Source organism: Actinomadura coerulea, assembly GCF_014208105.1.
Taxonomy (GTDB): domain Bacteria; phylum Actinomycetota; class Actinomycetes; order Streptosporangiales; family Streptosporangiaceae; genus Spirillospora; species Spirillospora coerulea.
Genome location: NZ_JACHMQ010000001.1, coordinates 835,206 through 858,239, shown reverse-complemented (window position 1 = coordinate 858,239; position 23,034 = coordinate 835,206). Strand labels below are relative to the sequence as shown.

20 protein-coding genes are annotated in these 23,034 nt (G+C 73.4%); 2 read left to right on the top strand and 18 right to left on the bottom strand.

The window, feature by feature from the left end; all coding sequences use genetic code 11:
* Nucleotides 1-12 precede the first annotated feature (12 nt).
* On the top strand, nt 13-696 hold the full coding sequence (locus BKA00_RS04050) for a helix-turn-helix transcriptional regulator (RefSeq protein ID WP_185023638.1): 684 nt from the start codon (nt 13-15) through the stop codon (nt 694-696).
* 15 nt (nt 697-711) lie between these two features.
* On the opposite strand, the gene BKA00_RS04045 is transcribed toward BKA00_RS04050, so the two are convergent.
* Complete coding sequence (locus BKA00_RS04045; protein WP_185023637.1) at nt 712-1,572, bottom strand: hypothetical protein; 861 nt, start codon at nt 1,570-1,572, stop codon at nt 712-714.
* A 305-nt stretch (nt 1,573-1,877) separates the two neighbouring features.
* On the opposite strand from BKA00_RS04045, the gene BKA00_RS04040 reads away from it, so the two are divergent.
* Nucleotides 1,878-3,305, top strand: coding sequence for a pyridoxal phosphate-dependent decarboxylase family protein (locus BKA00_RS04040; protein WP_185023636.1), 1,428 nt, complete (start codon nt 1,878-1,880; stop codon nt 3,303-3,305).
* A 19-nt stretch (nt 3,306-3,324) separates the two neighbouring features.
* On the opposite strand, the gene BKA00_RS04035 is transcribed toward BKA00_RS04040, so the two are convergent.
* The 17 genes from BKA00_RS04035 to BKA00_RS03955 all read right to left on the bottom strand — a co-directional run bounded on the left by BKA00_RS04035 (nt 3,325) and on the right by BKA00_RS03955 (nt 22,401).
* On the bottom strand, nt 3,325-3,768 hold the full coding sequence (locus BKA00_RS04035; protein WP_185023635.1) for a VOC family protein: 444 nt from the start codon (nt 3,766-3,768) through the stop codon (nt 3,325-3,327).
* A 72-nt stretch (nt 3,769-3,840) separates the two neighbouring features.
* Nucleotides 3,841-4,275: a helix-turn-helix transcriptional regulator gene (locus BKA00_RS04030; RefSeq protein ID WP_221493007.1), complete on the bottom strand. Its 435-nt coding sequence runs from the start codon at nt 4,273-4,275 to the stop codon at nt 3,841-3,843.
* 114 nt (nt 4,276-4,389) lie between these two features.
* On the bottom strand, nt 4,390-5,853 hold the full coding sequence (locus BKA00_RS04025) for a glutamate synthase subunit beta (RefSeq protein ID WP_185023634.1): 1,464 nt from the start codon (nt 5,851-5,853) through the stop codon (nt 4,390-4,392).
* Nucleotides 5,854-5,871: 18 nt separating this feature from the next.
* Nucleotides 5,872-10,443, bottom strand: a complete 4,572-nt coding sequence (gene gltB, locus BKA00_RS04020; RefSeq protein ID WP_185023633.1) for a glutamate synthase large subunit — start codon at nt 10,441-10,443, stop codon at nt 5,872-5,874.
* Between the two features lie 402 nt (nt 10,444-10,845).
* A complete protein-coding gene (locus tag BKA00_RS04015; protein ID WP_185023632.1) occupies nt 10,846-12,144 on the bottom strand; it encodes a hypothetical protein in 1,299 nt (432 codons plus the stop codon).
* Nucleotides 12,145-12,196: 52 nt separating this feature from the next.
* Nucleotides 12,197-12,988, bottom strand: a complete 792-nt coding sequence (locus BKA00_RS04010) for a hypothetical protein (protein ID WP_185023631.1) — start codon at nt 12,986-12,988, stop codon at nt 12,197-12,199.
* A 69-nt stretch (nt 12,989-13,057) separates the two neighbouring features.
* Nucleotides 13,058-13,783 (bottom strand): VIT1/CCC1 transporter family protein, encoded by a 726-nt coding sequence (locus BKA00_RS04005; protein ID WP_230298474.1) that lies wholly within the window; start codon nt 13,781-13,783, stop codon nt 13,058-13,060.
* Between the two features lie 12 nt (nt 13,784-13,795).
* A complete protein-coding gene (gene lgt / locus BKA00_RS04000) occupies nt 13,796-15,112 on the bottom strand; it encodes a prolipoprotein diacylglyceryl transferase (protein WP_185023630.1) in 1,317 nt (438 codons plus the stop codon).
* A 43-nt stretch (nt 15,113-15,155) separates the two neighbouring features.
* Nucleotides 15,156-16,004, bottom strand: coding sequence for a DsbA family protein (locus BKA00_RS03995; protein WP_185023629.1), 849 nt, complete (start codon nt 16,002-16,004; stop codon nt 15,156-15,158).
* Between the two features lie 149 nt (nt 16,005-16,153).
* Nucleotides 16,154-16,930: a DsbA family protein gene (locus BKA00_RS03990; RefSeq protein WP_185023628.1), complete on the bottom strand. Its 777-nt coding sequence runs from the start codon at nt 16,928-16,930 to the stop codon at nt 16,154-16,156.
* Nucleotides 16,931-16,989: 59 nt separating this feature from the next.
* A complete protein-coding gene (locus tag BKA00_RS03985; protein WP_185023627.1) occupies nt 16,990-17,481 on the bottom strand; it encodes a vitamin K epoxide reductase family protein in 492 nt (163 codons plus the stop codon).
* Between the two features lie 172 nt (nt 17,482-17,653).
* Nucleotides 17,654-18,466: a tryptophan synthase subunit alpha gene (gene trpA / locus BKA00_RS03980; RefSeq protein WP_185023626.1), complete on the bottom strand. Its 813-nt coding sequence runs from the start codon at nt 18,464-18,466 to the stop codon at nt 17,654-17,656.
* The gene (gene trpB / locus BKA00_RS03975) at nt 18,463-19,695 is read right to left on the bottom strand and encodes a tryptophan synthase subunit beta (RefSeq protein WP_185023625.1); all 1,233 of its coding nucleotides are present in this window, start codon (nt 19,693-19,695) and stop codon (nt 18,463-18,465) included. The genes trpA and trpB overlap by 4 nt, the downstream gene beginning before the upstream one ends.
* A gap of 127 nt (nt 19,696-19,822) precedes the next feature.
* Entirely contained in the window at nt 19,823-20,629 is an 807-nt protein-coding gene (gene trpC, locus BKA00_RS03970; RefSeq protein WP_185023624.1) for an indole-3-glycerol phosphate synthase TrpC, read from the bottom strand.
* A 113-nt stretch (nt 20,630-20,742) separates the two neighbouring features.
* Nucleotides 20,743-21,153: a DUF2752 domain-containing protein gene (locus BKA00_RS03965; protein ID WP_230298475.1), complete on the bottom strand. Its 411-nt coding sequence runs from the start codon at nt 21,151-21,153 to the stop codon at nt 20,743-20,745.
* Nucleotides 21,154-21,163: 10 nt separating this feature from the next.
* Nucleotides 21,164-21,829, bottom strand: coding sequence for a winged helix-turn-helix transcriptional regulator (locus BKA00_RS03960; protein WP_185023622.1), 666 nt, complete (start codon nt 21,827-21,829; stop codon nt 21,164-21,166).
* Nucleotides 21,826-22,401 (bottom strand): Trp biosynthesis-associated membrane protein, encoded by a 576-nt coding sequence (locus BKA00_RS03955; RefSeq protein WP_185023621.1) that lies wholly within the window; start codon nt 22,399-22,401, stop codon nt 21,826-21,828. The genes BKA00_RS03960 and BKA00_RS03955 overlap by 4 nt, the downstream gene beginning before the upstream one ends.
* Nucleotides 22,402-23,034 lie beyond the last annotated feature (633 nt).

Below are 23,034 nucleotides of genomic sequence, written 5' to 3'. Positions count from 1 at the left end.
TATGCAGGAAGGGTGAATCCGACGGGCTACCGCGAGTACCGGACGCCGGGGCTGGCCTGCTCTTGGACGGCGGCGCTGCCGCCTGGCGCCGAGCCGTACGTGCAGCGCGTGCTTCCGGACGGCTGCGTGGACGTCATCTGGGCGGGCGGCGGGATCGTGGTGGCGGGTCCGGACACGGGTCCGATGCCGGCGGTCATGCGGCCGGGCGAGGAGATCGCGGCGGTGCGGTTCGCTCCGGGGGCGGCGCCGCCGGTGCTGGGCGTCCCGGCGGACGCGCTGCGGGACGGGCGGGTGCCGTTGCGGGAGCTGTGGGGCGGGGAGGCCGACCGGCTGGCGGAGGCCGTGGCGGCGGCGGACGACCGCCGCGCGGCGCTGGTGGCGGCCTTGCGGGCGCGGATGGGTCCCGCGGATCCGCTCGTCGCGGCGATGGCGGGGGGTCTGGCGGAGGGCTCGGTCCGTGATGTGGCGGACGCGCTCGGGATGGGTGAGAGGCAGTTGCGGCGCCGGTCGGTGGCGGCGTTCGGGTACGGGCCGAAGACGCTGCAGCGGGTGCTGCGGTTCCAGCGGGCGCTGGGCCTGGCGCGGGCGGGCGGGCCGCTGGCGGAGGTCGCGTATGCGGCGGGGTACGCCGACCAGGCCCATTTCGCGCATGAGGTGAGGGCGCTGGCGGGTGAGCCCGTCCGGAACCTGCTGTGACCGCCTCCGGGCCGGTCAGGGCTTGAGGCGTCCGTAGGCGCGCAGGGTCCTGAGGCATTCGACGGTGATGTGGCCGCGCCATTCGGGGCCGGTGACGGGTGTCCAGATGGGGAAGGCGACGTCCCAGCCGCCGTCGTCGGCCTGCTCGTCGATGAGGGCGTCGAGGCGGGCGTCGATGTCGGCGGCGTCGAAGAGCCGGTGGCCGTAGCCGCCGGGGGCGGGCGCGAAGTCGAGCGGTCCCTGGTGGTCGCTGGCGGCGTGGGCGGCGAGGGTGTCGCGGACGCGGGCGAAGGCGGTCTCGGCGCGGTCGCGGTCGGGGACGTGGTCGAGGAAGGTGAGGACGGCGAGGACGTCGTAGGGGCCGGGTTCGGCGCCGGGGGTCTCCAGGTAGCGCCAGCAGAAGTCGGTGGCGGGTCCGAGCCAGGGATGGTCGGCGCCGGCCCTGTGGAGCATGCCGGCGAGGGTGGCGGTGGGGTTGATCGCTCCGGGCGGGTCGTCGGGTGTCCGCCACCAGGGGCCGTGGGGGGCGTCGCGGACGGTCGGCAGGACGAACGGCACTCCCCCGCCGTCCGCGGTGATGGACGCCAGGTAGCCCGCGATGCGTTCGACGGCGGGGTCGTCGTCGGCTCCCGCCTCGTGCAGGATCTGGAGGGCGTGCTGGGCGGGGACGGGCTGGCTGTCCTCGCCGCGCAGGTCGGGTTCGAGGGCGTGCCCGTATCCGCCGTCGGGGTTCTCGTAGGGCCGGAGGGCGGCGAGGACGGGTGCGGCGGGGCCTGCGCGGAAGTGGAGGGCGAAGCGGTGCCGGTCGATGAGGCGCCCGTTGAGGCGCAGGAACTCCGCGGCGCGTGGGAGGCCGGTTCGGTGCAGGACCTTCATGGCTCTCACGCTAGGGCGCGGGCGGTCGGGCGTCTTGTAGGAATCGGACGCGGGCGCGGGGACCGGCGCGGTGGGCCCGGCCACCCCAGCGGTGGGTGGCCGGGCCCCTGAGGTCCCGCGTCGCGGTGTGCGGGAGCGGGCGGTCCTCGGTGGCGGCCGCGGGCGCAGCGGTGGCAGCCGGCGCGGGCCGTCGCAGGACGAACCCAGGCGGGACCGTAGCCGACCAGCACGAAGACCACAAGTTACCTTCTTTCTCATGTTTCCCGGCGTTCCCCCTGGCGCCGCCGTTGTGATCTCCTTGCGCCATGAGCGATCCGCTTGGGGAACGTGACATCGCCGGTGCCCCGCTCGCGGTGGTGGCGCGGGCGGCGGAGCCGTATCTGGCGAGCCTGCGGGACCGTCCCGTCCACGACCGGGCGCAGGACCCGCTCCTGGACGAGCTGGACGGGCCGCTTCCGGACACGGGGGACGGCGCGGTGGCGGCGGTCGAGCGGCTGGTGCGGATCGGCACCCGGGCGGCGACGCACTCGTCCGGGCCGCGGTTCTTCCACTTCGTGGTGGGCGGGTCGACGCCCGCGGCGATGGCGGGCGACTGGGCGGCGTCGCTGCTCGACCAGGCGGCCGGGCTGTGGCTGACGTCGCCGCTGGCGGCGCGGGCGGAGACGGTGGTCCTGCGGTGGCTGAAGGAGCTGTTCGGCCTGCCCGCGGGTTTCGGCGGCGTGCTGACGCCCAGCGCCACGTTCGCGCACGTGGCGGGCCTCGCGGCGGCGCGGCACTGGTGGGCGGCCGGGCACGGGGTGGACGTCGCGTCGCGGGGCCTGGCGGGGCTGCCGGAGATGCCGGTGTTCACCAGCGGGCTCGTGCACGTCAGCACCCGCAAGGCGCTGCAGATCCTCGGCTGCGGCCGCGACACCCTGCGGACGTTCGCCCGCGACGACGCCGGGCGGGTCGATCTGGAGGCGATGGACGCCGCGCTGGCCGCGGCGGGCGGGCCGGCGGTGATCGTGGCGAACCTCGGCGAGGTGAACACGGGCGACAGCGACCCGGTCGCCGAGATGGCGGAGCTCGCGGAGCGGCACGGGGCCTGGCTGCACGTGGACGGCGCGTTCGGGCTGTTCGCGGCCCTCAGCCCGCGGACGGCCCATCTCGCGCGGGGCGTCGAGCGGGCGGACTCGGTGACGGCGGACGGCCACAAGTGGCTGAACGTGCCGTACGAGAGCGGGTTCTCCTTCGTGCGCGATCCGGCGTCGCTGAGCCGGGCGTTCGGGGCGTGGGGTGCCGCGTACCTGCCGGACGCCGACGAGGAGCGGGTCAACTACAACATGCTCGGCCCGGAGTCGTCGCGCCGGGCGCGGGCGCTGCCGATCTGGGCGACGCTGCGGGCGTACGGGCGGGACGGGTACCGGGAGATGGTGGAGCGCCACCTCGACGTGGCGGCCCATCTGGGCGGGCTCGTCGAGGCGGCGCCCGACCTGGAGTTGCTCGCTCCGGTGCGGCTCTGCGTCGCGTGCTTCCGGTACCGCCCGGACGGCGTCCCGGAGGAGGACCTGGACGAGCTGAACGCGCGCCTGGGCGCGGCGCTGCTGGCGGACGGCCGCGTCTACGCGGGCACCAGCACCTACCGTGGCATGACGGTGTTCCGTCCGGCGCCGCTCAACTGGCGGACGACGAGGGCCGACGTGGAGCGGCTGGTGGACGTGCTGCGCGAGCTCGGCGCCCGCCTGACCGGTTGATCCGCTCCCCCGAGTCCGCTCAGCCGTTCCAGGGCACGCTCTCGTCGAGCTCGTCGAAGGTCTGGGTGAGGCTGTACCAGCAGCCGGAGTCGTCCCGGAAGATCGCCTCGATTCCGTAGGGGCGCTTCTGGGGCGGGTGGACGAACTCGACGCCCCGGGCCGACAGGCGCTCGTACTCGGCCTGGCAGTCGTCGGTGTTGAAGGCGCCGGCGCCGAGGACGCCCTTGGCGATGAGCGCCCTCATCTGGGCGGCGGAGTCGGGGTCCATGGTGGGCGGGCCGGGGATCATGAGGGCGAGGCTGAGCTCGGGCTGGTCCTTGGCGCCGACGGTGATCCAGCGCATCCCGCCCTCGCCGAGCGTCATGTCGTCGCGGACCTCCAGGCCGAGCTTGCCGGTGAAGAACTCCTTGGCCGAGTCCTGGTCGAGGACCCAGACGGTGGCCAGCCCGAGGTTGGTGATCATGCCGGTGTCTCCTTCGGTGAACGGGGTCGGTGCGTTCACGCTAGGGCGCGGCGATCCGCTCGGGCTTCTCCGTTATTGCTGCTTGCGGAAGCCGCCCGCCCAGAACATCACGAAGCATCCGGGGATGGCGGAGGTGGCGCCGGCGCGGGCGCGCCTGCGGAACTCGGTGGGCGTCGCCCCGGTCTGCTGCTTGAAACGGGTGCAGAACGTGCCGAGGCTGGTGAAGCCGACCTGCACGCAGATCTCGGTGACGGTCAGGTTGGCGGTGCGCAGCAGGTCCTGCGCGCGTTCGATGCGGCGGCGGGTGAGGTAGGCGCCGGGCGTCTCCCCGTAGACCTCGTGGAACAGCCGGACGAAGTGGTAGCGGGAGTACCCGGCGCGGGCGGCGACGGCGGAGACGTCGAGCGGCTCGGCCCACTCGCGGTCCATGGCGTCGCGGGCGAGCCTCATCCGGCGCAGGACACCGGTGTCCAGGGTGGGCGGCGTGCCCGTCCGAACGTTTCCCATGGCCCGATGCTGGCACACCGCTCCGACAGGAGGCCGGGCCGCCGGGCCGCGTTCCCGCGCAGCGGCGGGGCCCTGGAGAAGAACCTCCAGGGCCCCGCTTCCGCGCTGTACGGGTCAGGCCATCGGGCGCGCCGTCGGCGGGATCGGGTACGGCAGGTCCGTCCGGCCGCCGAGGTAGGCGTCGACACCGTGCGCGGCGGCGCGGCCCTCGGCGATCGCCCAGACGATCAGGGACTGGCCGCGGCCCATGTCGCCCGCGGCGAACACGCCGTCCACGGACGTGCGGTAGTCGCCGTCGCGGACCACGTTGCCGCGCTGGTCCAGCTCGACGCCGAGCTGCTCCAGCAGCCCCTCGCGCTGCGGGCCGAGGAAGCCCATGGCCAGCGTGACCAGCTCGGCGGGGATCTCCCGCTCGGTGCCCTCGACGGGCGCGAACCCCGTCTGCGGGCCGCCGACCTCCACCAGCCTCAGCGCGCGGACGTTGCCGTCCTCGTCGCCGAGGAACTCGGTGGTGGACACGGCGTACACGCGGTCGCCGCCCATGTCGGCGAGCTCCTCATGGGCGCTCTCCACCTTGAACAGGATCGGGTACGTCGGCCACGGCTGGCCGTCGGGGCGCGCCTGCGGCGGCCGCGGCATGATCTCCAGCTGGGTGACCGACGCGGCGCCCTGCCGGATCGCGGTGCCGATGCAGTCGGCGCCGGTGTCGCCGCCGCCGATGACGACGACGTGCTTGCCCTCGGCGGAGATCGGCGACACGTCGTAGTCGCCCTCCTGCGCCTTGTTCGAGGGCGGCAGGTACTCCATCGCCTGGTAGACGCCCTTGAGCTCCCGTCCCGGGACGGGCAGGTCGCGCCACGCGGTGGCGCCGCCCGCCAGCACCACGGCGTCGTGCGAGGCGCGCAGGTCCTCCGCGGTGATGTCCACGCCCACGTCCACCGAGGTCCGGAAGGCGGTGCCCTCGGCGCTCATCTGGGCGAGGCGCCGGTCGAGGTGCCGCTTCTCCATCTTGAACTCGGGGATGCCGTAGCGCAGCAGGCCGCCGATCCGGTCGGCGCGCTCGTACACCGTGACGTCGTGGCCGGCGCGGGTGAGCTGCTGGGCGGCGGCGAGGCCCGCGGGCCCCGACCCGACCACCGCGACCTTCCGGCCGGTCTGGACGGACGGCGGCTGCGGCCGCACCCAGCCCTCCGCGAACGCCCGGTCGATGATCTCGACCTCGACCCGCTTGATCGTGACCGGGTCCTGGTTGATGCCGAGGACGCAGGCGCTCTCGCACGGCGCCGGGCACAGCCTCCCGGTGAACTCCGGGAAGTTGTTGGTGGCGTGCAGCCGCTCCACGGCCTCCTGCCAGTCCTTGCGGTACACGAGGTCGTTCCACTCGGGGATGAGGTTGCCGAGCGGGCAGCCCTGGTGGCAGAACGGGATGCCGCAGTCCATGCAGCGGCTCGCCTGCTTCTCCAGCCGGTCCTTGCCGAAGTCCTCGTAGACCTCCGACCAGCTCCTGATCCGCACGTCGACCGGGCGGCGCTTCGGGAGCTCCCGCCGGACGGTGAGGAAACCCTTCGGGTCAGCCATGTTGGAAGTCCCCCTCTCTCAGCTCTGCGCCGCGGCCATGACGGCCTCGTCGACGTCGCGTCCCTCGGCCTCCGCCTTGGCCATCGCGTCCAGGACCCGCCGGTAGTCACGCGGCATGATCTTGGTGAAGCGGGCGGCGGCGGCGTCCCAGTCGTCCAGTAGCCGCCGGGCCACCGCCGAGCCGGTCTCGGCCAGGTGCCGCTCGGTCAGCGCCCGGACGGACTCCGCGTCCGCGGCGTCCAGCGGCTCCAGGTCGACCATCTCGCCGTTGACCCGCTCGGGCACCAGGTCCAGGACGTAGGCGATGCCGCCGGACATGCCGGCCGCGAGGTTGCGGCCCGTCCGGCCGAGGATCACCGCGCGGCCCCCGGTCATGTACTCGCAGGCGTGGTCGCCGACGCCCTCGACGACGGCGGTGGCGCCGGAGTTGCGGACGCAGAACCGCTCGCCGACGACCCCGCGGGCGAACAGCTCGCCCGACGTGGCGCCGTAGAGGATCACGTTGCCGCCGATGATCTGCTCTTCGGCGGCGAACCCGGCGTCCCGCGGGGGGCGCAGCGTGACGCGCCCGCCCGACAGGCCCTTGCCGACGTAGTCGTTGGCGTCGCCGACCAGCCGCAGCGTGACGCCGCGCGGCAGGAACGCGCCGAAGGAGTTGCCCGCCGAACCGGTGAAGGTGACGTCGATGGTGTCGTCGGGCAGCCCGCCGCCGCCCCACTTCTTGGTCACCTCGTGGCCGAGCATGGTCCCGACCGTCCGGTTGACGTTGCGGATCGGCAGTTCCAGCCGCACCGGGTCGCCGAACGAGACCGCGCCCTCGGCGAGCTGGATCAGCGTGTTGTCCAGGGCCTTCTCCAGCCCGTGGTCCTGCTCGACCATCCGGTGCAGGGCCGCGCCCTCCGCCCGCGCCGGGGCGTGCAGGACCGGCGCCAGGTCCAGGCCGGCGGCCTTCCAGTGCTCGACCGCCTCCCGGGTGTCGATCATCTCGACGTGGCCGATCGCCTCGTCCAGCGACCGGAACCCGAGGGCCGCCAGGTACTCGCGGACCTCCTCGGCGACGAACTCGAAGAAGTTCACCACGAACTCGGGCTTGCCGGAGAACCGCTGCCGCAGCACCGGGTTCTGGGTGGCGACGCCGACCGGGCAGGTGTCCAGGTGGCAGACCCGCATCATGATGCAGCCCGACACCACCAGCGGCGCGGTCGCGAAACCGTACTCCTCGGCGCCGAGCAGCGCCGCGACGACGACGTCGCGGCCGGTCTTCATCTGCCCGTCGGTCTGCACGACGATGCGGTCGCGCAGCCCGTTCAGCAGCAGCGTCTGCTGGGTCTCGGCGAGGCCGAGCTCCCACGGCGCGCCGGCGTGCTTCAGCGACGTCAGCGGGGACGCGCCCGTGCCGCCGTCGTGCCCGGAGATGAGCACCACGTCGGCGTGCGCCTTGGACACCCCGGCCGCGACCGTGCCGACCCCGACCTCGGAGACGAGCTTGACGTGCACGCGCGCCGCCGGGTTGGCGTTCTTCAGGTCGTGGATGAGCTGCGCCAGGTCCTCGATCGAGTAGATGTCGTGGTGCGGCGGCGGCGAGATGAGGCCGACGCCCGGGGTGGAGTGCCGCGTCTTGGCGATCCACGGGTAGACCTTGTGGCCGGGCAGCTGGCCGCCCTCGCCGGGCTTGGCGCCCTGCGCCATCTTGATCTGGATGTCGTCGGCGTTGGTGAGGTACTCCGAGGTCACGCCGAACCGGCCGGACGCCACCTGCTTGATCGCGCTGCGCCGCAGGTCGCCGTTCTCGTCCGGGACGAACCGCGCCGGGTCCTCGCCGCCCTCGCCGGTGTTGGACTTGGCGCCGAGGCGGTTCATCGCGATCGCGAGGGTCTCGTGCGCCTCCGCCGAGATGGAGCCGTAGGACATCGCGCCGGTGGAGAACCGCTTGACGATCTCCGAGACCGGCTCGACCTCCTCGATCGGCACCGGCTGCCGGTCGCCCTCGCGGAGCCGGAACAGCCCGCGGAGCGTCATCAGCTTCTCGGCCTGCGAGTCGACCTTGGAGGTGTACTCCTTGAAGATCTCGTAGCGGCGGGTGCGGGTGGCGTGCTGCAGCTTGAACACCGTGTCCGGGTTGAACAGGTGCGGCTCGCCCTCGCGGCGCCACTGGTACTCGCCGCCGACCTCCAGGGTGCGGTGCGCCAGGTCGTTGCCGCCCGGCGGGTAGGCGCGCGCGTGCCGCTCGGCGACCTCGCGGGCCAGCACGTCGAAGCCGACGCCGCCGAGCCGCGAGGTGGTGCCGGTGAAGCACCGCGCCACCACGTCCGCGCCGAGCCCGATCGCCTCGAAGATCTGCGCGCCGGTGTAGGACGCGACCGTGGACACGCCCATCTTCGACATGACCTTCAGGACGCCCTTGCCGTAGGCCTTCACCAGGTTCCGGGCGGCCTTGGCCGGGTCCGGCCCCTCGATCGCGCCGCCGCGCACGAGGTCCTCGACGGTCTCGATCGCCAGGTACGGGTTGATCGCGGACGCGCCGTACCCGATGAGCAGCGCCATGTGGTGGCACTCGCGGGCCTCGCCCGTCTCGACCACCAGGCCGACCTGGGTGCGGGTCTTCTCCCGGATCAGGTGGTGGTGCACGGCGCCGGTCAGCAGCAGCGACGGGATCGCGGCACGGGCCGAGTCGGCGCCGCGGTCCGACAGCACGATGATCCGCGCGCCGGCCTCGATGGCCCGGCTGACCTCGGAGTCGATCTCCTCCAGGCGGGCCTGGAGGGCCTCTCCCCCGCCGGCGACGTCGTACAGGCCGTGCACGACGTACGCGGCCAGGTGCGGCAGCGACCCCTCGTCATCGATGTGGATGATCTTGGAGAGCTCGTCGTTGTCCAGGATCGGGGTCGGCAGCACCAGGCGGCGGCACGACTCCGGGCCGGGCTCCAGCAGGTTGCCCTCCGGGCCGAGCGTGGACTGCAGCGAGGTGACGAGCTCCTCGCGGATCGCGTCCAGCGGCGGATTCGTGACCTGCGCGAACAGCTGCTTGAAGTAGTCGAACAGCAGCCGCGGGCGCTCCGACAGCACCGCGATCGGGGTGTCGGTGCCCATCGACCCGATCGGCTCCGCGCCCGTCTGCGCCATCGGCGTCAGGATGATCCGCTGCTCTTCGAGCGTGTAGCCGAACGTCTGCTGCCGCCGGACGAGCGTCTCGTGGGTCGGGATCTCCCGCTCGCGCTGCGGCAGCTCCTCGAACCGGACCAGGCCCTCGTGCAGCCACTCCCCGTAGGGGTGCTCGGCGGCCAGCTCGGCCTTGACCTCGTCGTCCTCGACGATCCGCCCGGCGGCGGTGTCGACGAGGAAGATCTTGCCGGGCTGGAGGCGGCCCTTGCGGACGACCTTGGCGGCGGGGATGTCGAGCACGCCGGCCTCGCTGGCCAGCACGACCAGGCCGTCGTCGGTCACCCAGTACCGGCCCGGGCGCAGCCCGTTGCGGTCCAGGACCGCGCCGACGACGGTGCCGTCGGTGAAGCTGACGCTGGCGGGGCCGTCCCACGCCTCCATCAGCGTGGAGTGGAACTCGTAGAACGCCCGGCGCTCGGCGTCCATCTCGGTGTGGTTCTCCCACGCCTCCGGGATCATCATCAGCACCGCGTGCGGCAGCGACCGGCCGCCCAGGTGCAGCAGCTCCAGGCACTCGTCGAACGACGCGGTGTCGGACGCCTCGATGTCGATCACCGGGAAGATCCGGGAGATGTCGCCGGGCAGCAGGTCGGACTTCAGCAGCGCCTCGCGGGCCCGCATCCAGTTCCGGTTGCCCTTCACCGTGTTGATCTCGCCGTTGTGGGCGATGAACCGGTACGGGTGCGCCAGCTCCCAGGCCGGGAAGGTGTTGGTCGAGAACCGCGAGTGCACCAGCGCGATCGCGCTGGTGAAGCGGCGGTCCGACAGGTCGGGGAAGAACGGCTCCAGCTGCGGGGTCGTCAGCATCCCCTTGTAGACGATCGTGCGGCTGGACAGGCTCGGGAAGTAGACCCGCACGTCCTGCTCGGCGCGCTCGCGCATGCAGAACACCGCGCGGTCCAGCTCCAGGCCGGTCCTGCCCTCGTGCGGGCCGCCCGCCGCGGGGGCGACGAACAGCTGCGCGAAGTGCGGCATGACCCGGCGGGCGGCCGGGCCGGTGAAGCGGGGGTCGTGCGGGAGCTCGCGCCAGCCGAGGACCGTCAGGCCCTCCTCCACGCACAGCGTCTCGATGTGGGCGACCGCGGCGGCGCGCTCGTCGCCGTCCGCGGGCAGGAACGCGACGCCGGCCGCGTAGCCGCCGGCCTCGGGGAGCGGGAAGTCGCAGACCTCGCGGAAGAACGCGTCCGGGATCTGGACGAGGATGCCGACGCCGTCGCCGTCGTCCGGCTCCGCGCCGACGGCCCCGCGGTGGTCGAGGTTCTTCAGGACGTCCAGGGCGTTCTGGACGATGTCGTGGCTCTTGCGTCCATGCAGGTCGGCGACCATGCCGACGCCGCAGGCGTCATGCTCGTTGGCCGGGTCGTACAGACCCTGCGCCTGGGGGCGGCCCGGTACACGGCCATCAGGTGTGAGGGCAGCAGAAGCCATCAACCCTCCCGTCGTCGTGTCACTGTTCGATGTCAGTGCGGCACGGGACGACGTTGGCCCTGCTGCGGTGAGATGACATTACATCACTGCCGGGATCATGCCCGACTGCACCGGATCGCGAAACTTCTTCGGACGAATCGGGTGCGCGTCATCTCAGATTGGTTTAGACCAGGTTACCGGCTGGGTCCGGAAGCGGAGCGCCGTGACCTCGGTGAAACTCATCACCGGTACGCGATGTTTACGGCAACACGCCGAAGACCTACCGAAACAGGCCCTCGCCCAGACCCGGGGCGGACCCAGGGCGGACGGGCCTCGCCGGAACCGGACGCGACCGGCCCGAATCCGGGCGGATGCGGCTCAGCCGTAGGCGGCTCGACCGGACGGGTGTCAGCCGGAGGAGTGTCAGCCGGTCCCGCGGGCCGCGCGGCCGAGCACCGCCGGGGACTTTCCGCCCTCGATCAGCAGCGACAGCAGGGTCTCGTCCTTCTCGTCGCCCTTGCCGTCCAGGCGCTGCGCCCACGACACCACCGCGAAGTGCCCCATCGCGAGGCCCCGCGCCATTCCGAAGCCCCGCCCGAACCGGTCCAGCGGGGCGGGCGCCTCCAGAGGCCGGACGAAACCCGCGCCGATCGTGGTCTCCAGCCTGGCGACGAACCGGTCGGCGTCCGCCGAGCCGGCGAGGTTGAACACGGCGACGGCCAGCGCGTAGCCGTGCTCGGTGTCGGAGTAGATCCCGCGCGCCGCCTGCGTGCAGCCGCCCTTGGCGAGCTCCTCGCCGACGGATCCGCCCCACACGGCGGCGGCGCAGTCGCCGTCCAGCCGCTTGGCGCGCAGCTTCACCGAGACCGTCCCGTCCGGAAGGGGCAGCTTCGCCGCCGAGGACGGGAACGCCTCGCCCTCCGTGAGTGCCTGGGGGTCCGTACCGCGGGCCGCGATCCCGGCGTAGGCGGCGCTGGACGGCGAGCTGGAGTAGGAGGTCGGCGACGGGCCCGTCCCGGCGGGCCGTCCGATCTTCGCGCCGGTCGCGCTCGGGGGCTTCGGGTCGGAGTCGCCGCCGGTCAGGACGACGACGCCGAGGCCCAGCAGCACCAGCACGCCCAGGACGGCCGCCGCACCGAAGTACAGCTTCGGGCCCGGCCCGCCCGCGCCGCGTGCCGCGGCCGGCCCGCGCTCCGGCGCGCTTGGACGTCCCGAGGGCCTCCCCGGGTTCTTCGCCGGCCCGCGCTCGCCCTTGCCGCCAGCCTTAACACCGGTCTTGCCACCGGTCTTGCCGCTGCCCTTCCCGCGCTTGTCCGGCCGCCTGGAGCGGCCCCGGCCGCCGGTGCGGCCCTCAGCCGGGAGGTCGGTACGGCCATCCTCCGACGCGAACGCGTCGTCCTGGACACCGTCCCCGTACGGGGCGTCCCCGTACTGGGAGCCCCCGTACTGGGAGTCGCCGTACTGCGGGTCCCCGTACTGCGAATTTCCGTACTGCGGATCGCCGTATTGGGCGTCCCCGTACTGGGCGTCGTCCTGGGGTGGCCTCGGTGGCGGCGGGGAGGGGCGTTCGCGGCGCGCCGCGGAGCGGCGGGGCGGCGGGGTCCGGCGCGTGCCGCCCGACCGGGACTGCGCGGTCCGGCGCGAAGCGGGCTGCTGCCGGCGGCCCGGGCGGCTCACCGGAGGCCGCCCCGAGCCGCCGCGGCGGTGCTCATCGGGGTCCACGACCGCGCAGACTACTCGCCGCGGGCGGGCGGCGCGCCCGTACCCGGCCCGGTCACTGCCCGGTCTTCCCGCCGGAGACCAGGTCGAGGCGCCCGTACAGGAAGTCGGCGGCGTTCTCGATGGCCAGGCTCACATCGATCATCTCGTTCAGCGAGGCGGGCTGCGCGCCGCCGGCCCGCTCCACCCAGGTGACCACGGCGTAGTGGCCGTAGGTCTTGGTGTAGGCGGCGGTGAAGCCGGGCCCGAACGCGGGGGTGCCCTTCGGCTGCAGCGGGGACACCCAGCCGGCGGCGGTCGCCGGCTCCAGGTCGCGGAGGATCTGCTTGACGCCCTCCTCGCTCACGAGGTTGATCACGGCGAACTGGCCGACGTGCTTGCTGTCGGCGCTGACGTAGGCCGCGCGGGCGATCTGGCTGCACTGGTACTTGGCGAGGTCGCCCTGCAGCCGGCCGCCCCAGGTGGCGGCCTTGCAGTCGGAGCTCAGCTGGGACTCGGCCAGCGTGAAGGTGTACTTGCCCGACTTGAGCGTCTTGGCGGAGAACGCCTCGCCCTCGGTGATCGGACGGGGGTCGTTCGAGCGGGAGGCGAGCTTGGCGAAGCCCTCGCCGAGGTAGTCCGGCGCGTAGGCGGTCGGCACCGCGCGCCGCTGCGGCTTCGCCTCGTCGCCGCCGCCGGTCAGCATGACCACCGCGACCACCGCGACGACCACCGCGACCAGCGCGGCGGCCGCGCCCAGCAGCAGCTTCGGACTGGGGAGCCTGCGGCCGGACTTGTCCTCCGGCCAGAAGTCCCGCCGGCGGCCCTCGGCGGCCTCGGCGGAACCGGTGTCAGAAGCCTCGATCACAGCCCCGGAGCTTAGCGGTCCCGGTCCCCCTCGCGCGGCCAAAAGGGTGTTTCGCCCAGATTCCTTGGTCTACAGCCCGTTACTGCCGATCAGCGCGCCGAACCCGTAGGTGATCAACGCCGCGGCGGCGCCGAACAGCAGCTGCCGCGATCCGCCGAACCACCACGCCCTGGCCGTGATGCGCGACACCAGCGCGCCGGCGAAGAACAGGCCGAGCGCCGCGATGCCCGCCGCCGGCCACAGGCTGGTCGCGCCGAGCAGGTACGGCAGCACCGGCAGCAGCGCGCCGACCGCGAACGACAGGAACGACGAGCCCGCCGCCAGGACCGGCGAGGGCAGGTCGCCGGGCGTCACCCCGAGCTCCTCCCGGGTGTGCACCTCCAGCGCCTCCTCGGGGTCGCGGGACAGCTGCCGCGCGACCTCGGCGGCCGTCTCGGGGTCGACGCCGCGCGCCTCGAAGACCTCGGCCAGCTCCCGCTGCTCGGCCACCGGGTGGCGGGCCAGCTCCAGCCGCTCCACCTCGATCTCCGCCTGCGCCAGCTCCGACTGGGAGGCGACCGAGATGTACTCCCCCGCCGCCATCGAGAACGCGCCCGCCGCCAGGCCGGCGAGGCCCGCCAGTAGCACGACCTTCTGGGTCGCCTGGCCGCCCGCGACCCCGGCGATCAGGGCGAAGTTGGAGACCAGCCCGTCCATCGCGCCGAACACCGCCGGCCGCAGCCAGCCGCCGGTGACGTCGCGGTGCTGGTGATGCTGCTCCGGCCGCACGCCGTGCTTCTCGTCTGTGTCGGACACAGTCGCCGTTTCCTACTTCCCGTCCTTGACGGGCTCCCCCTTCTCCACCTGGTCGTGGCCGGCGGCACCGTCAACCTCATTCTCCCCGGCCGAGTCCGCCGCCTCGGCGCCGGGGGTCTCGACCTCGGGCTCCGGATCGGTCTCGCTTCCGGGCTCCGCCACCCCGCCCGCCTCCGCCTCCGGTGCGGGAGCCTCCTCAGCGGCCTCGGGGGCGGACTCGGGTTCACCGGCGGGCCTTGCCTCCGGCTCCCCGGCCGCCACCGCAGGCTCCCCGGTCTCCGGGGCCTCGGCCTCGGTCACCGCGTCCTGCGCGGGCTCGTCCTGCGCGGGCTCGTCCTGCGCGGGCTCGTCCGGCACAGGGGGCTCCCCGGCCGGTTCCCCGTCCGTGTGGTCCGCGGCGGCTACGGCGGCGGTGTCGTCCGGCGCCTCCGTTTTCGCCTCGGGCTCCACCGCGGCGGGGACGGCGGCGGACGGCGCGTCCGCGGGGGCGCCGACGTTCTCCGGGCCGGTGCGCCCGCGCGCAAGGTACAGGTAGGCGACCGCGCCGACGAAGACGACGATGGACGTCCAGTCGTTGAGCCGCAGCCCGAGGACGTGGTGGGCGTCGTCGATGCGCAGCGCCTCGATCCAGCCGCGCCCGACGGTGTAGGCGGCGACGTAGAGGGCGAACGCGCGCCCGTGCGTGAGCTTGTAGCGGCGGTCGGCCCAGATCACCAGGATCGCGACGCCGACGCACCACAGCGACTCGTACAGGAACGTCGGGTGGTAGGTCGCGACGTCGGCGTACTTGGGGTCGAGGCCGGGGCCGCCGTCCAGCATCGGCCGGTGGTTCTCATCGATCTTCAGCGCCCAGAAGGTGTCCAGCGGGCGGCCGTACAGCTCCTGGTTCCAGTAGTTGCCCCAGCGGCCGATCGCCTGCGCGAGCGCGATGCCCGGGGCCACCGCGTCGCCGAGCGCCAGCACCGAGATCCCCCGCCGCCGGCAGCCGATGACCGCCCCGACCGCGCCGAGCGCGACGGCCCCCCAGATGCCGAGGCCGCCCTTCCAGATCTCCAGCGCCCGGATCGGGTCGCCGTTCTCCCCGAAGTAGCGCTGGTAGTCGGTGACCACGTGGTAGAGCCGCCCGCCGACCAGGCCGAACGGCACCGCCCACACGGCCACGTCGATGATCACGCCGGGGGTGCCGCCCTTGGCGGCCCAGCGGCGCTCGCCCAGCCAGACCGCGGCGACGATGCCGAGGATGATCATGATGGCGTAGGCGCGCAGCGGCACGGGGCCGAGGTGCCAGACGCCCTGCGAGGGACTCGGTATGTAGGCGACCGGGTGCATGACCGTTGACGTTACCGCCTCCGGGGCACAGCGCGCGCCTCCTCTAGGACCGCGACGAGATCGTCATCTTCGCGGCCGCCGCGCCGGAGCCGCCCGCCGTGCCGCTGGACTGCGTGCTCCCCGGCACGGGCGCGCCGCCGCCGGCCTCCGCGACGGCCTTCTTGAGGTCGTTCGGCGAGGCCAGGGCGTCGTTGCCGACCTTCTTGCCGTTCAGCGCGAGGTACGGGGTCGCGTCGACGCCCGCCCGGCCGGCCTGGGCGCTCGCCTGGTTCACCGTCCCGATCTTCTGGTCGCCGCGGACGCAGGCGGCGAAGGAGGGGTCGGTGACCCCGAGCCGCTCGCCCCACCTGACGAGGTCACCGGTGGAGAAGCCGGTGTCGCCCTCGGGCGGCTGCTCGGCGTAGAGCTTGTCGTGGTAGGCGACCCAGTGTTCGGCGGGCATGCAGGCGGCGGCGTTCGCGGCGCGCCGCGAGTTGGACATCAGCGGGTCCTGCTGGAAGAGCTGGAACGGCCGGTAGACGACCTTGACCCTGCCCTGCGCGGCGAGTTCCTTCATCGTCGCGCCGACCCGCTCCTCCATCGCCTTGCAGGCGGGGCACTGGAAGTCCTCCCACACGTCCAGGACCGGCGAGGAGACCCCCGGCTGCGCCATGGCGACCGACCCGTCCCGCTGGCGTGCGGCGGGCGCCAGCGCACCCTTGTAGGAGTTCTTCAGCGGCTCCTCGCCGCTGCGCGACAGCGCGACGACGACCACCACGACCGCGACCGCCGCCACGGTGACGGCGCCGAGGACGACGAGCAGCGCCCGCCGGCGCCGGCGCCGGACCGCGTCCCGCGCCCGTTCCTCCGCGAGCCGCCCGCGCGCGGACGGTTCCCTGCCCTGCTCGCTCATCGATCCCCCGATCGCCACTCTGCGTGTTGGTGAGCGTCTACGAGCGTAGCGGGCACGGCCCCGCCGGGCGGCGGAAAAGCGCCGCGCCGCGCCGTCCCGGGAGGGGGCGGCGCGGCGCTTCGGCGTTCAGGCGTCCTGGACGCGGCCGGTCACTTGCTGGCGGCGGCCGCCGCGTCGATCGAGGCGCGCAGTGCGGCGGGGTTCATGAACTGCGTCTGGTCGAGCGGCTTGCCGTTCAGGAAGACGCTCGGGGTGCCCTGGACGCCGCGGTCCTGGAGGGCGTACTTGGTCATCGCGTCGACCGTCGACTTCTTCTGCTCGTCGCGCACGCACTTCTCGAAGTTCGGGTCGGTGACGCCGACGTCCTTGCCCCACTTGACGAGGTCGTCGGGCGAGAAGCCCTTCTCGCCCTCGGGGGGCTGGAACTTGAAGAGCGCGTCGTGGTAGGAGACCCACTGGCCGGCCGGCACGCACAGCGCCGCCTCGGCGGAGCGCAGCGAGTTGATCCGGACGGGGTCCTTCTGCTGCCCGAACAGGTGGAACGGCCGGTAGACGACCTTGACCTTGCCCTGCTGGGCGAGCTGCTGGACGGTCTTGCCGGTGGCGGCCTCGAACTGCTTGCAGATCGGGCACTGGAAGTCCTCGAAGATCTCCAGCTCCGGCTTGCTCACCCCGGACTGCGCCATGAGGATGGAGCCGTCGGCCTGGCGGCTGACGGGGGCGAGCGCGCCCTGGTGCACCTCGGCCCGGCCGTTCTTGTTCTTCTGGTCGACGATGAGGACGGTCGCGACCACGATCACCGCCACGGCCACCACCGACCCGAGGACGATGGCGAGCAGCCGCCGCTGCTTCTCCCGCGCCGCCTGCCGCTTGCGCTCTGCGGCCAGGCGGTCCCTCGCGGACCGCTCTCGTGCGGCCTTGCTCATTGGTTCTCCTAAGCGTGCGGACCCGCGCCGGCACAGTGCGGCGCGCTACGACGGCGAGACTAGTCGACCTGGCCGACCCGCCGGAATTCGTCGGCCAGGACGAGGAGGAACAGCAGGACGGTGATGGCGTGGACGCCGGTGCACCACAGGCAGATCTTGTGCAGGAGCGCCAGCTCCACGGTCACCAGGTAGACCACGAACAGCACGCCCACCGCGACGGACGCGATCCGCCCCCAGCGCAGCGGAGGCCAGGTCGACCGCAGCGCCCACGGCGTCATCAGCGCGCCGAACGCCACGAAGAACGCGAGGCCGTACAGGGGCATCGGGACGCCCGCCAGGGTGGAGTACTCGCTGGTGGTGACGGCGTGGCAGTCGACCGTCCGGGACGCCGAGCACACCAGGGCGCCCTCGTCGTAGTGCGAGATCGTGAGGTACACGGAGATGGCGAACCCGGCGAGGGTCAGCGCCCACGCCGTGATCTGGAGCCACGCGGGGGGCAGCGGCTGCCTCGCGGCCCCGGCCCGGCTCTTCACCGTCATCTCTTGCGTCATCGTGATCCTCCCGGGACCGCCTGTGCCGGCGACCACACCCTATTGGCTGCCGGCGGCCCCACAAGCCATCAACTCGGCCGGGGGTGCGGCGAGTTCCCGCGACCTGGCGGAACGTCCGCGCGGAGCCGGGTTTCGCCGGTCCCGCGCGGACGCCCGGGGCCGTCCGGAATGATCAGCGGCCGCTGCGCACGCCCGCGGCGAGCTCCTCGGTGAGCTCCCGGACCCCGGCGAGGCCGGAGGCGAGGTCGGGGGCGTCCAGCAGGCGGCGGATGAACGCCGATCCGACGATCACGCCGTCGGCGAACCCCGCGACCTCGGCCGCCTGGGCGCCGGTGCCGACGCCGAGGCCGAGGCCGACCGGCAGGGCCGAGCCGGCCTTGTCCAGGACGGCGCGGGTCCGCTCGACCAGGCGCGGGGCGCCGGTGTCGAGGGCGTTGCGGGCGCCGGTGACGCCCATCAGCGAGGCCGCGTAGACGAAGCCGCGGCACGCCCGGGTGATCGTGTCGATGCGCTCGTCGGTGGAGCTGAGCGCGACGAGGAACACCCGGTCGAGGCCGTGGGCGTCGGACGCCTCCAGCCACGGCCCGCCCTCCTCGGGCGTGAGGTCGGGCGTGATCAGGCCGGACCCGCCGGCGGAGGCGAGGTCGCGGGCGAACCGGTCGACGCCGTAGCGGTCGACGGGGTTCCAGTACGTCATGACGAGGACCGGGACGCCGGTGGCGGCGACGGCCTCGACCGTGCGGAACACGTCGGCGACGCGGACGCCGCCGGCGAGCGCCCGGTGGACGGCGTCCTGGATGGTGGGGCCGTCCATCATCGGGTCGGTGTAGGGCAGGCCGATCTCGATGACGTCGCAGCCGGCGTCCACCATCGTCCTGGCCGCCTGCACGGCGCCCTCGTAGGTGGGGAACCCGGCGGGCAGGTACCCGACGAGGGCGGCGCGCCCCTCGGCCTTGGCCTTGTCGTAGGCGATCCGGGCGCTCACGCGTTCTCTCCCTCGGGCATCAGGCCGAAGAAGGCGGCGGCCGTGTGCATGTCCTTGTCGCCCCGCCCGGACAGGCAGACGACGATCGTGGCGTCGGGGCCGAGCTCCTTGCCGACCTTGAGCGCGCCGGCGAGCGCGTGCGCGGACTCGATCGCCGGGATGATGCCCTCGGTGCGGCACAGCAGCGCGAACGCCTCCATCGCCTCGGCGTCGGTGATCTCGCGGTACTCGGCGCGGCCGGTGTCGTGCAGCCACGAGTGCTCGGGGCCGACGCCGGGGTAGTCGAGCCCGGCGGAGATCGAGTGGGTCTCCATGGTCTGGCCGTCGTCGTCCTGCAGCAGGTAGGTGCGCATGCCGTGGATGACGCCGAGGGAGCCGCCGACGAGGGTCGCGGCGTGCTTGCCGCTGGCGACGCCGTCGCCGCCCGCCTCGAACCCGATCAGCCGGACGGACTCGTCGCCGACGAACGCGTGGAAGGTGCCGATCGCGTTGGAGCCGCCGCCCACGCACGCGACCACGGCGTCCGGGAGGGCGCCGGTCATCTCCACGCACTGCCGCCTGGCCTCGACGCCGATGACGCGCTGGAAGTCGCGGACCATCACCGGGAACGGGTGCGGGCCCATCACCGAGCCGATGCAGTAGTGGGTGTCCTCGACGCTGGCGACCCAGTCGCGGAACGCCTCGTTGCAGGCGTCCTTGAGGGTGCGGGAGCCGGTCCGGACGGGGACCACCTCGGCGCCGAGCATCCGCATCCGGGCGACGTTGAGGGCCTGCCGCTCGGTGTCGACCTCGCCCATGTAGACGGTGCAGGTGAGGCCGAGCAGCGCCGCGGCGGTGGCGGTGGCGACGCCGTGCTGGCCGGCGCCGGTCTCGGCGATCACGCGGGACTTGCCCATCCGCCGGGTGAGCAGCGCCTGGCCGAGCACATTGTTGATCTTGTGGGAGCCGGTGTGGTTGAGGTCCTCGCGCTTGAGCAGCACGCGGGCCCCCGCGTGCTCGGAGAAGCGCTTGGCCTCGGTCAGCAGGCTGGGGCGGCCCGCGTAGCCGGCGAGCAGGTCCTCGAGCTCGGCGACGAAGGCGGGGTCGTTCTTGGCGGTCTCGAACTCGTGGGCGAGCTCGTCCAGGGCCGCCATGAGCGCCTCGGGGGCGAACCGCCCGCCGAAGCGGCCGAAGTGGCCCGTGGCGTCGGGCATGGCTCCAGCACCGCGCGCGGCGGTGTCCATGGTCATGAGAAAACGCGTCCTGTCGTGGGAGAAAGCTGATCCGGTCACTGGGGTCCTGGACTAGCCCCGCCATCGCTCCCGGAGCGGTTCGACCTGCATGCCCGTAACCCTATCCACTCGTCGCGGGAGTGTCTCAGCCGCTCTGGCGCAGCGCCGGGTGGGCCCCGGCGGCGACCAGGTCGGCGACCGCGGCCCGGGGGTCCTTGCCGATCACGAGGCTCTCCCCGACCAGCACCGCGTCGGCGCCGCTGGAGGCGTAGGCGAGCAGGTCGTGCGGGCCCCGCACCCCGGACTCGGCGACCTTCACGACGTCCTTGGGGATGAGGGGGGCGACCCGGGCGAACACGCCGCGGTCGACCTGCAGCGTGCGCAGGTCGCGGGCATTCACGCCGATGACCTTGGCGCCCGCGTCGACCGCGCGGGCCGCCTCCTCCTCGGTGTGCACCTCGACGAGCGGGAGGAGCCCGATCGACTCGGCGCGCTCGACCAGCGAGACCAGCGCGTCCTGCTCCAGCGCGGCGACGATCAGCAGCGCCATGTCGGCGCCCGCGGCCCGCGCCTCCCACAGCTGGTAGGAGGTGACGATGAAGTCCTTGCGCAGGAGGGCGACGTCGACGTTGGCGCGGACCTCGGCGAGGTCGGCGAGGCTGCCGCCGAACCGGCGCCGCTCGGTCAGCACGCTGATCACCTTGGCGCCGCCGGCCTCGTAGTCGCGGGCGAGCGCGGCGGGGTCGGCGATCGCGGCGAGCGCGCCCTTGGACGGGCTGCTGCGCTTGACCTCGGCGATGACCGAGACGCCCTGCCCGCGCAGCGCGCCGAGCGCGTCCCTGGGGGCCGGGGCCTTCGCTGCCCGCTCCTTGAGGGCGTCGAGCGGGACCTCGCGCTGCCTGTCGGCGAGATCGGCCCGGACGCCCTCGATGATCTCGTCCAAAACGCTCAAGGTCGCAGGCCCCCTATTTCAGGTCGTTCCGTGCACCGATCGTAGCCGCCCCCTCCGACGCGTCCCGCACCCGGGAGGCCCGTGCGGGGTCCCCGCCGGCCGGGCCGCGCGTGTCAGGGCGCGAGCACGTGCGCGAACGGCAGGTTGCGCACGATCCAGTAGACGATGAGAAGGCCGACGAACGAATACGCGACGGCGGGCTTGAACAGGGCGGACCTCATGGGCAGCCCCTGCGCGGTCCTGACCGTCCACCGTGCGTACAGGTATCCGAAGACCGGAAGCAGGACGAACAGCAGCGGGTTGAGGCCGAACGCGGTGCCCACGTGGCCGTGCGCGAGCGCGTAGACGAGCCGCGTCATCCCGCACCCGGGGCAGTAGAAGCCGGTCAGCGCCAGGAAGGGGCAGCCCGGGTAGTGGCCCGGCTCGTTGGGGTCCGCCCGGAACGCGATCACGAGGGCCGCGCCGGTGACCCCGGCCAGCACCGCCGCGTGCGGCAGGAACGCCTGTGAGCGCGCGCGAGTCACGCCGTCCACCCTAGGCGTCCAGGACGTAGCCGACGCCGCGCACAGTCCTGATGGGGCTGCCGTCGCCGAGTTTGGCCCGCAGCTGGGCGACGTGGACGTCGACGGTGCGGCTTCCGGCGCCGGCGCCCGGCCCCCACGCGGCGTCGAGCAGCTGCTCGCGGGTGAAGACGCGGCCGGGGTTGGCCATGAGGAACTCGAGGAGGTCGAACTCGGTGACGGTGAGGGCGACGCGGCGATCGCCGACGAGGGCCGCCCGGTCGCGGGGTTCGAGGGCGACGCGGCCGGCGCGCAGGGGGCCGGGCGCCTCGGCGGGGCCGCCGTCGCGCAGGGCCTCGGCGACGGCGGCGACGAGGACGCGGGGCCCGAAGGGCCGCTCGACGCGGTGGTCGCCGAGGGCGCGCGCGATCAACATGTCGAGGGGCCCGGTGACGGCGACGACGGGCGCGGGCCGGGCGGCGTCGGCGACGCGCCGGTACAGGTCGACGGGCAGCGCGGAGGTGGACAGGTCCAGGACGACGGCGTCGGGGCGCCGGCGGCGGGCGGCGGCGGGCGCCCGCGCGGGGTCGGCCTCGATCTCGACGTCGAAGCCCTCCCGGGCGAGGTAGCGGCGCTCCAGCTCGGCGACGGCGGGGTCGTGCTCGACCACGAGCACGACCCCGCCACCGTCGCCGCTCACGACCGCTCGTGCGCGGTCGGGTCCTCGCCGCGGTCGAGCGACTTCCACAGGGCGGACGAATCGTCCTCCGCCGCCTTGCGCGGCGCGCTTCGCTCGTAGCGCGCCGACATGCCGGGCCAACGCGACCCCCGCACGGCGGTGAGGATCCCGCCCACGGCGAGGACGACCCCACCGGTGACCGAAACCAGCCACCAAAGATTGACGTCCAGCACCGGATGCCCGCCGAGCCTCAGCAGAGCGCTCTTGTCCCCGGCCGCAGCCAGCACACTGGACCGCTGCACACTCGCCGTGGACGCGTAGGCGATCCCCACGCCGAACAAGGCGATGAGGATCCCGACACCCGCACGGACCCGTCCCCGGGTCGCCAGCAGCGCGGCGAGCCCGGCCAGCCCCGCCCACCCGAGCGCACCGGCCGCACCCCCCAGGTCGCCGCCGGTCAGTTGCTGAGTGAACGGCGTGATGGCGTCCTGCGCCCGAACGGTGGCCCAGGTACGCCCGGCGGCGAGCAGCGCGAGCCCTGCCCCCGCGGCGCACACCACCGCCGTCAGCCCACGTTCACGCCCAGGCGTCATGAGCCGCGCCGCCAGTCGACCACCGCAGCGATCAAGGCGACCAAACCAGACGTTCCCACGGACATGCCCCCGAGTTTATTGCAGCCTCCCAACCCCCCACCCCCACCCCGCACCCTCACCAAGGCAGCAACCCCCAGACAGAAGGTCACCGGTCCCCAAAGGCAATCCGAGCTCACGGGCCGATGCGGGGCGGCCCGACGCAAGACGGCCTAGCCCTAGGGCCGCCAGGCCCGAAGGGCGGCACCGACCACCGCAGCCAGCAACACAAACCAGGAGGTGACGGCAAGCCTCCAGAGCCGGGTTCGAGCTTGCGAGAACCGAGCGCCGAGCAAGGCAGCACCACTCACCGGACGCGAGCCCCAGGGCCGCCAGGCCCGAAGGGCGCCCCGGCGCGCAGCGGGCGCAGCGACCTCAACCGGCGGAGCAACCACGCGACAGCCTGAGAGATGGCGATCGCGTCCAAAGGCAGGTTCGAGCGAAGCAAGAACCTGATCGCGCAGCGAGCCGCAAGGCGAGACGGAGCGATGCCGGCGATCGCCCGCGTTTCTCGACGATGGAGGGCCGCCAGGCCCGAAGGAGGAGAAAAACGCAATTAAACAGAGCCCGCCTCCCCCTGGCGGTGGGGGGCGGGCT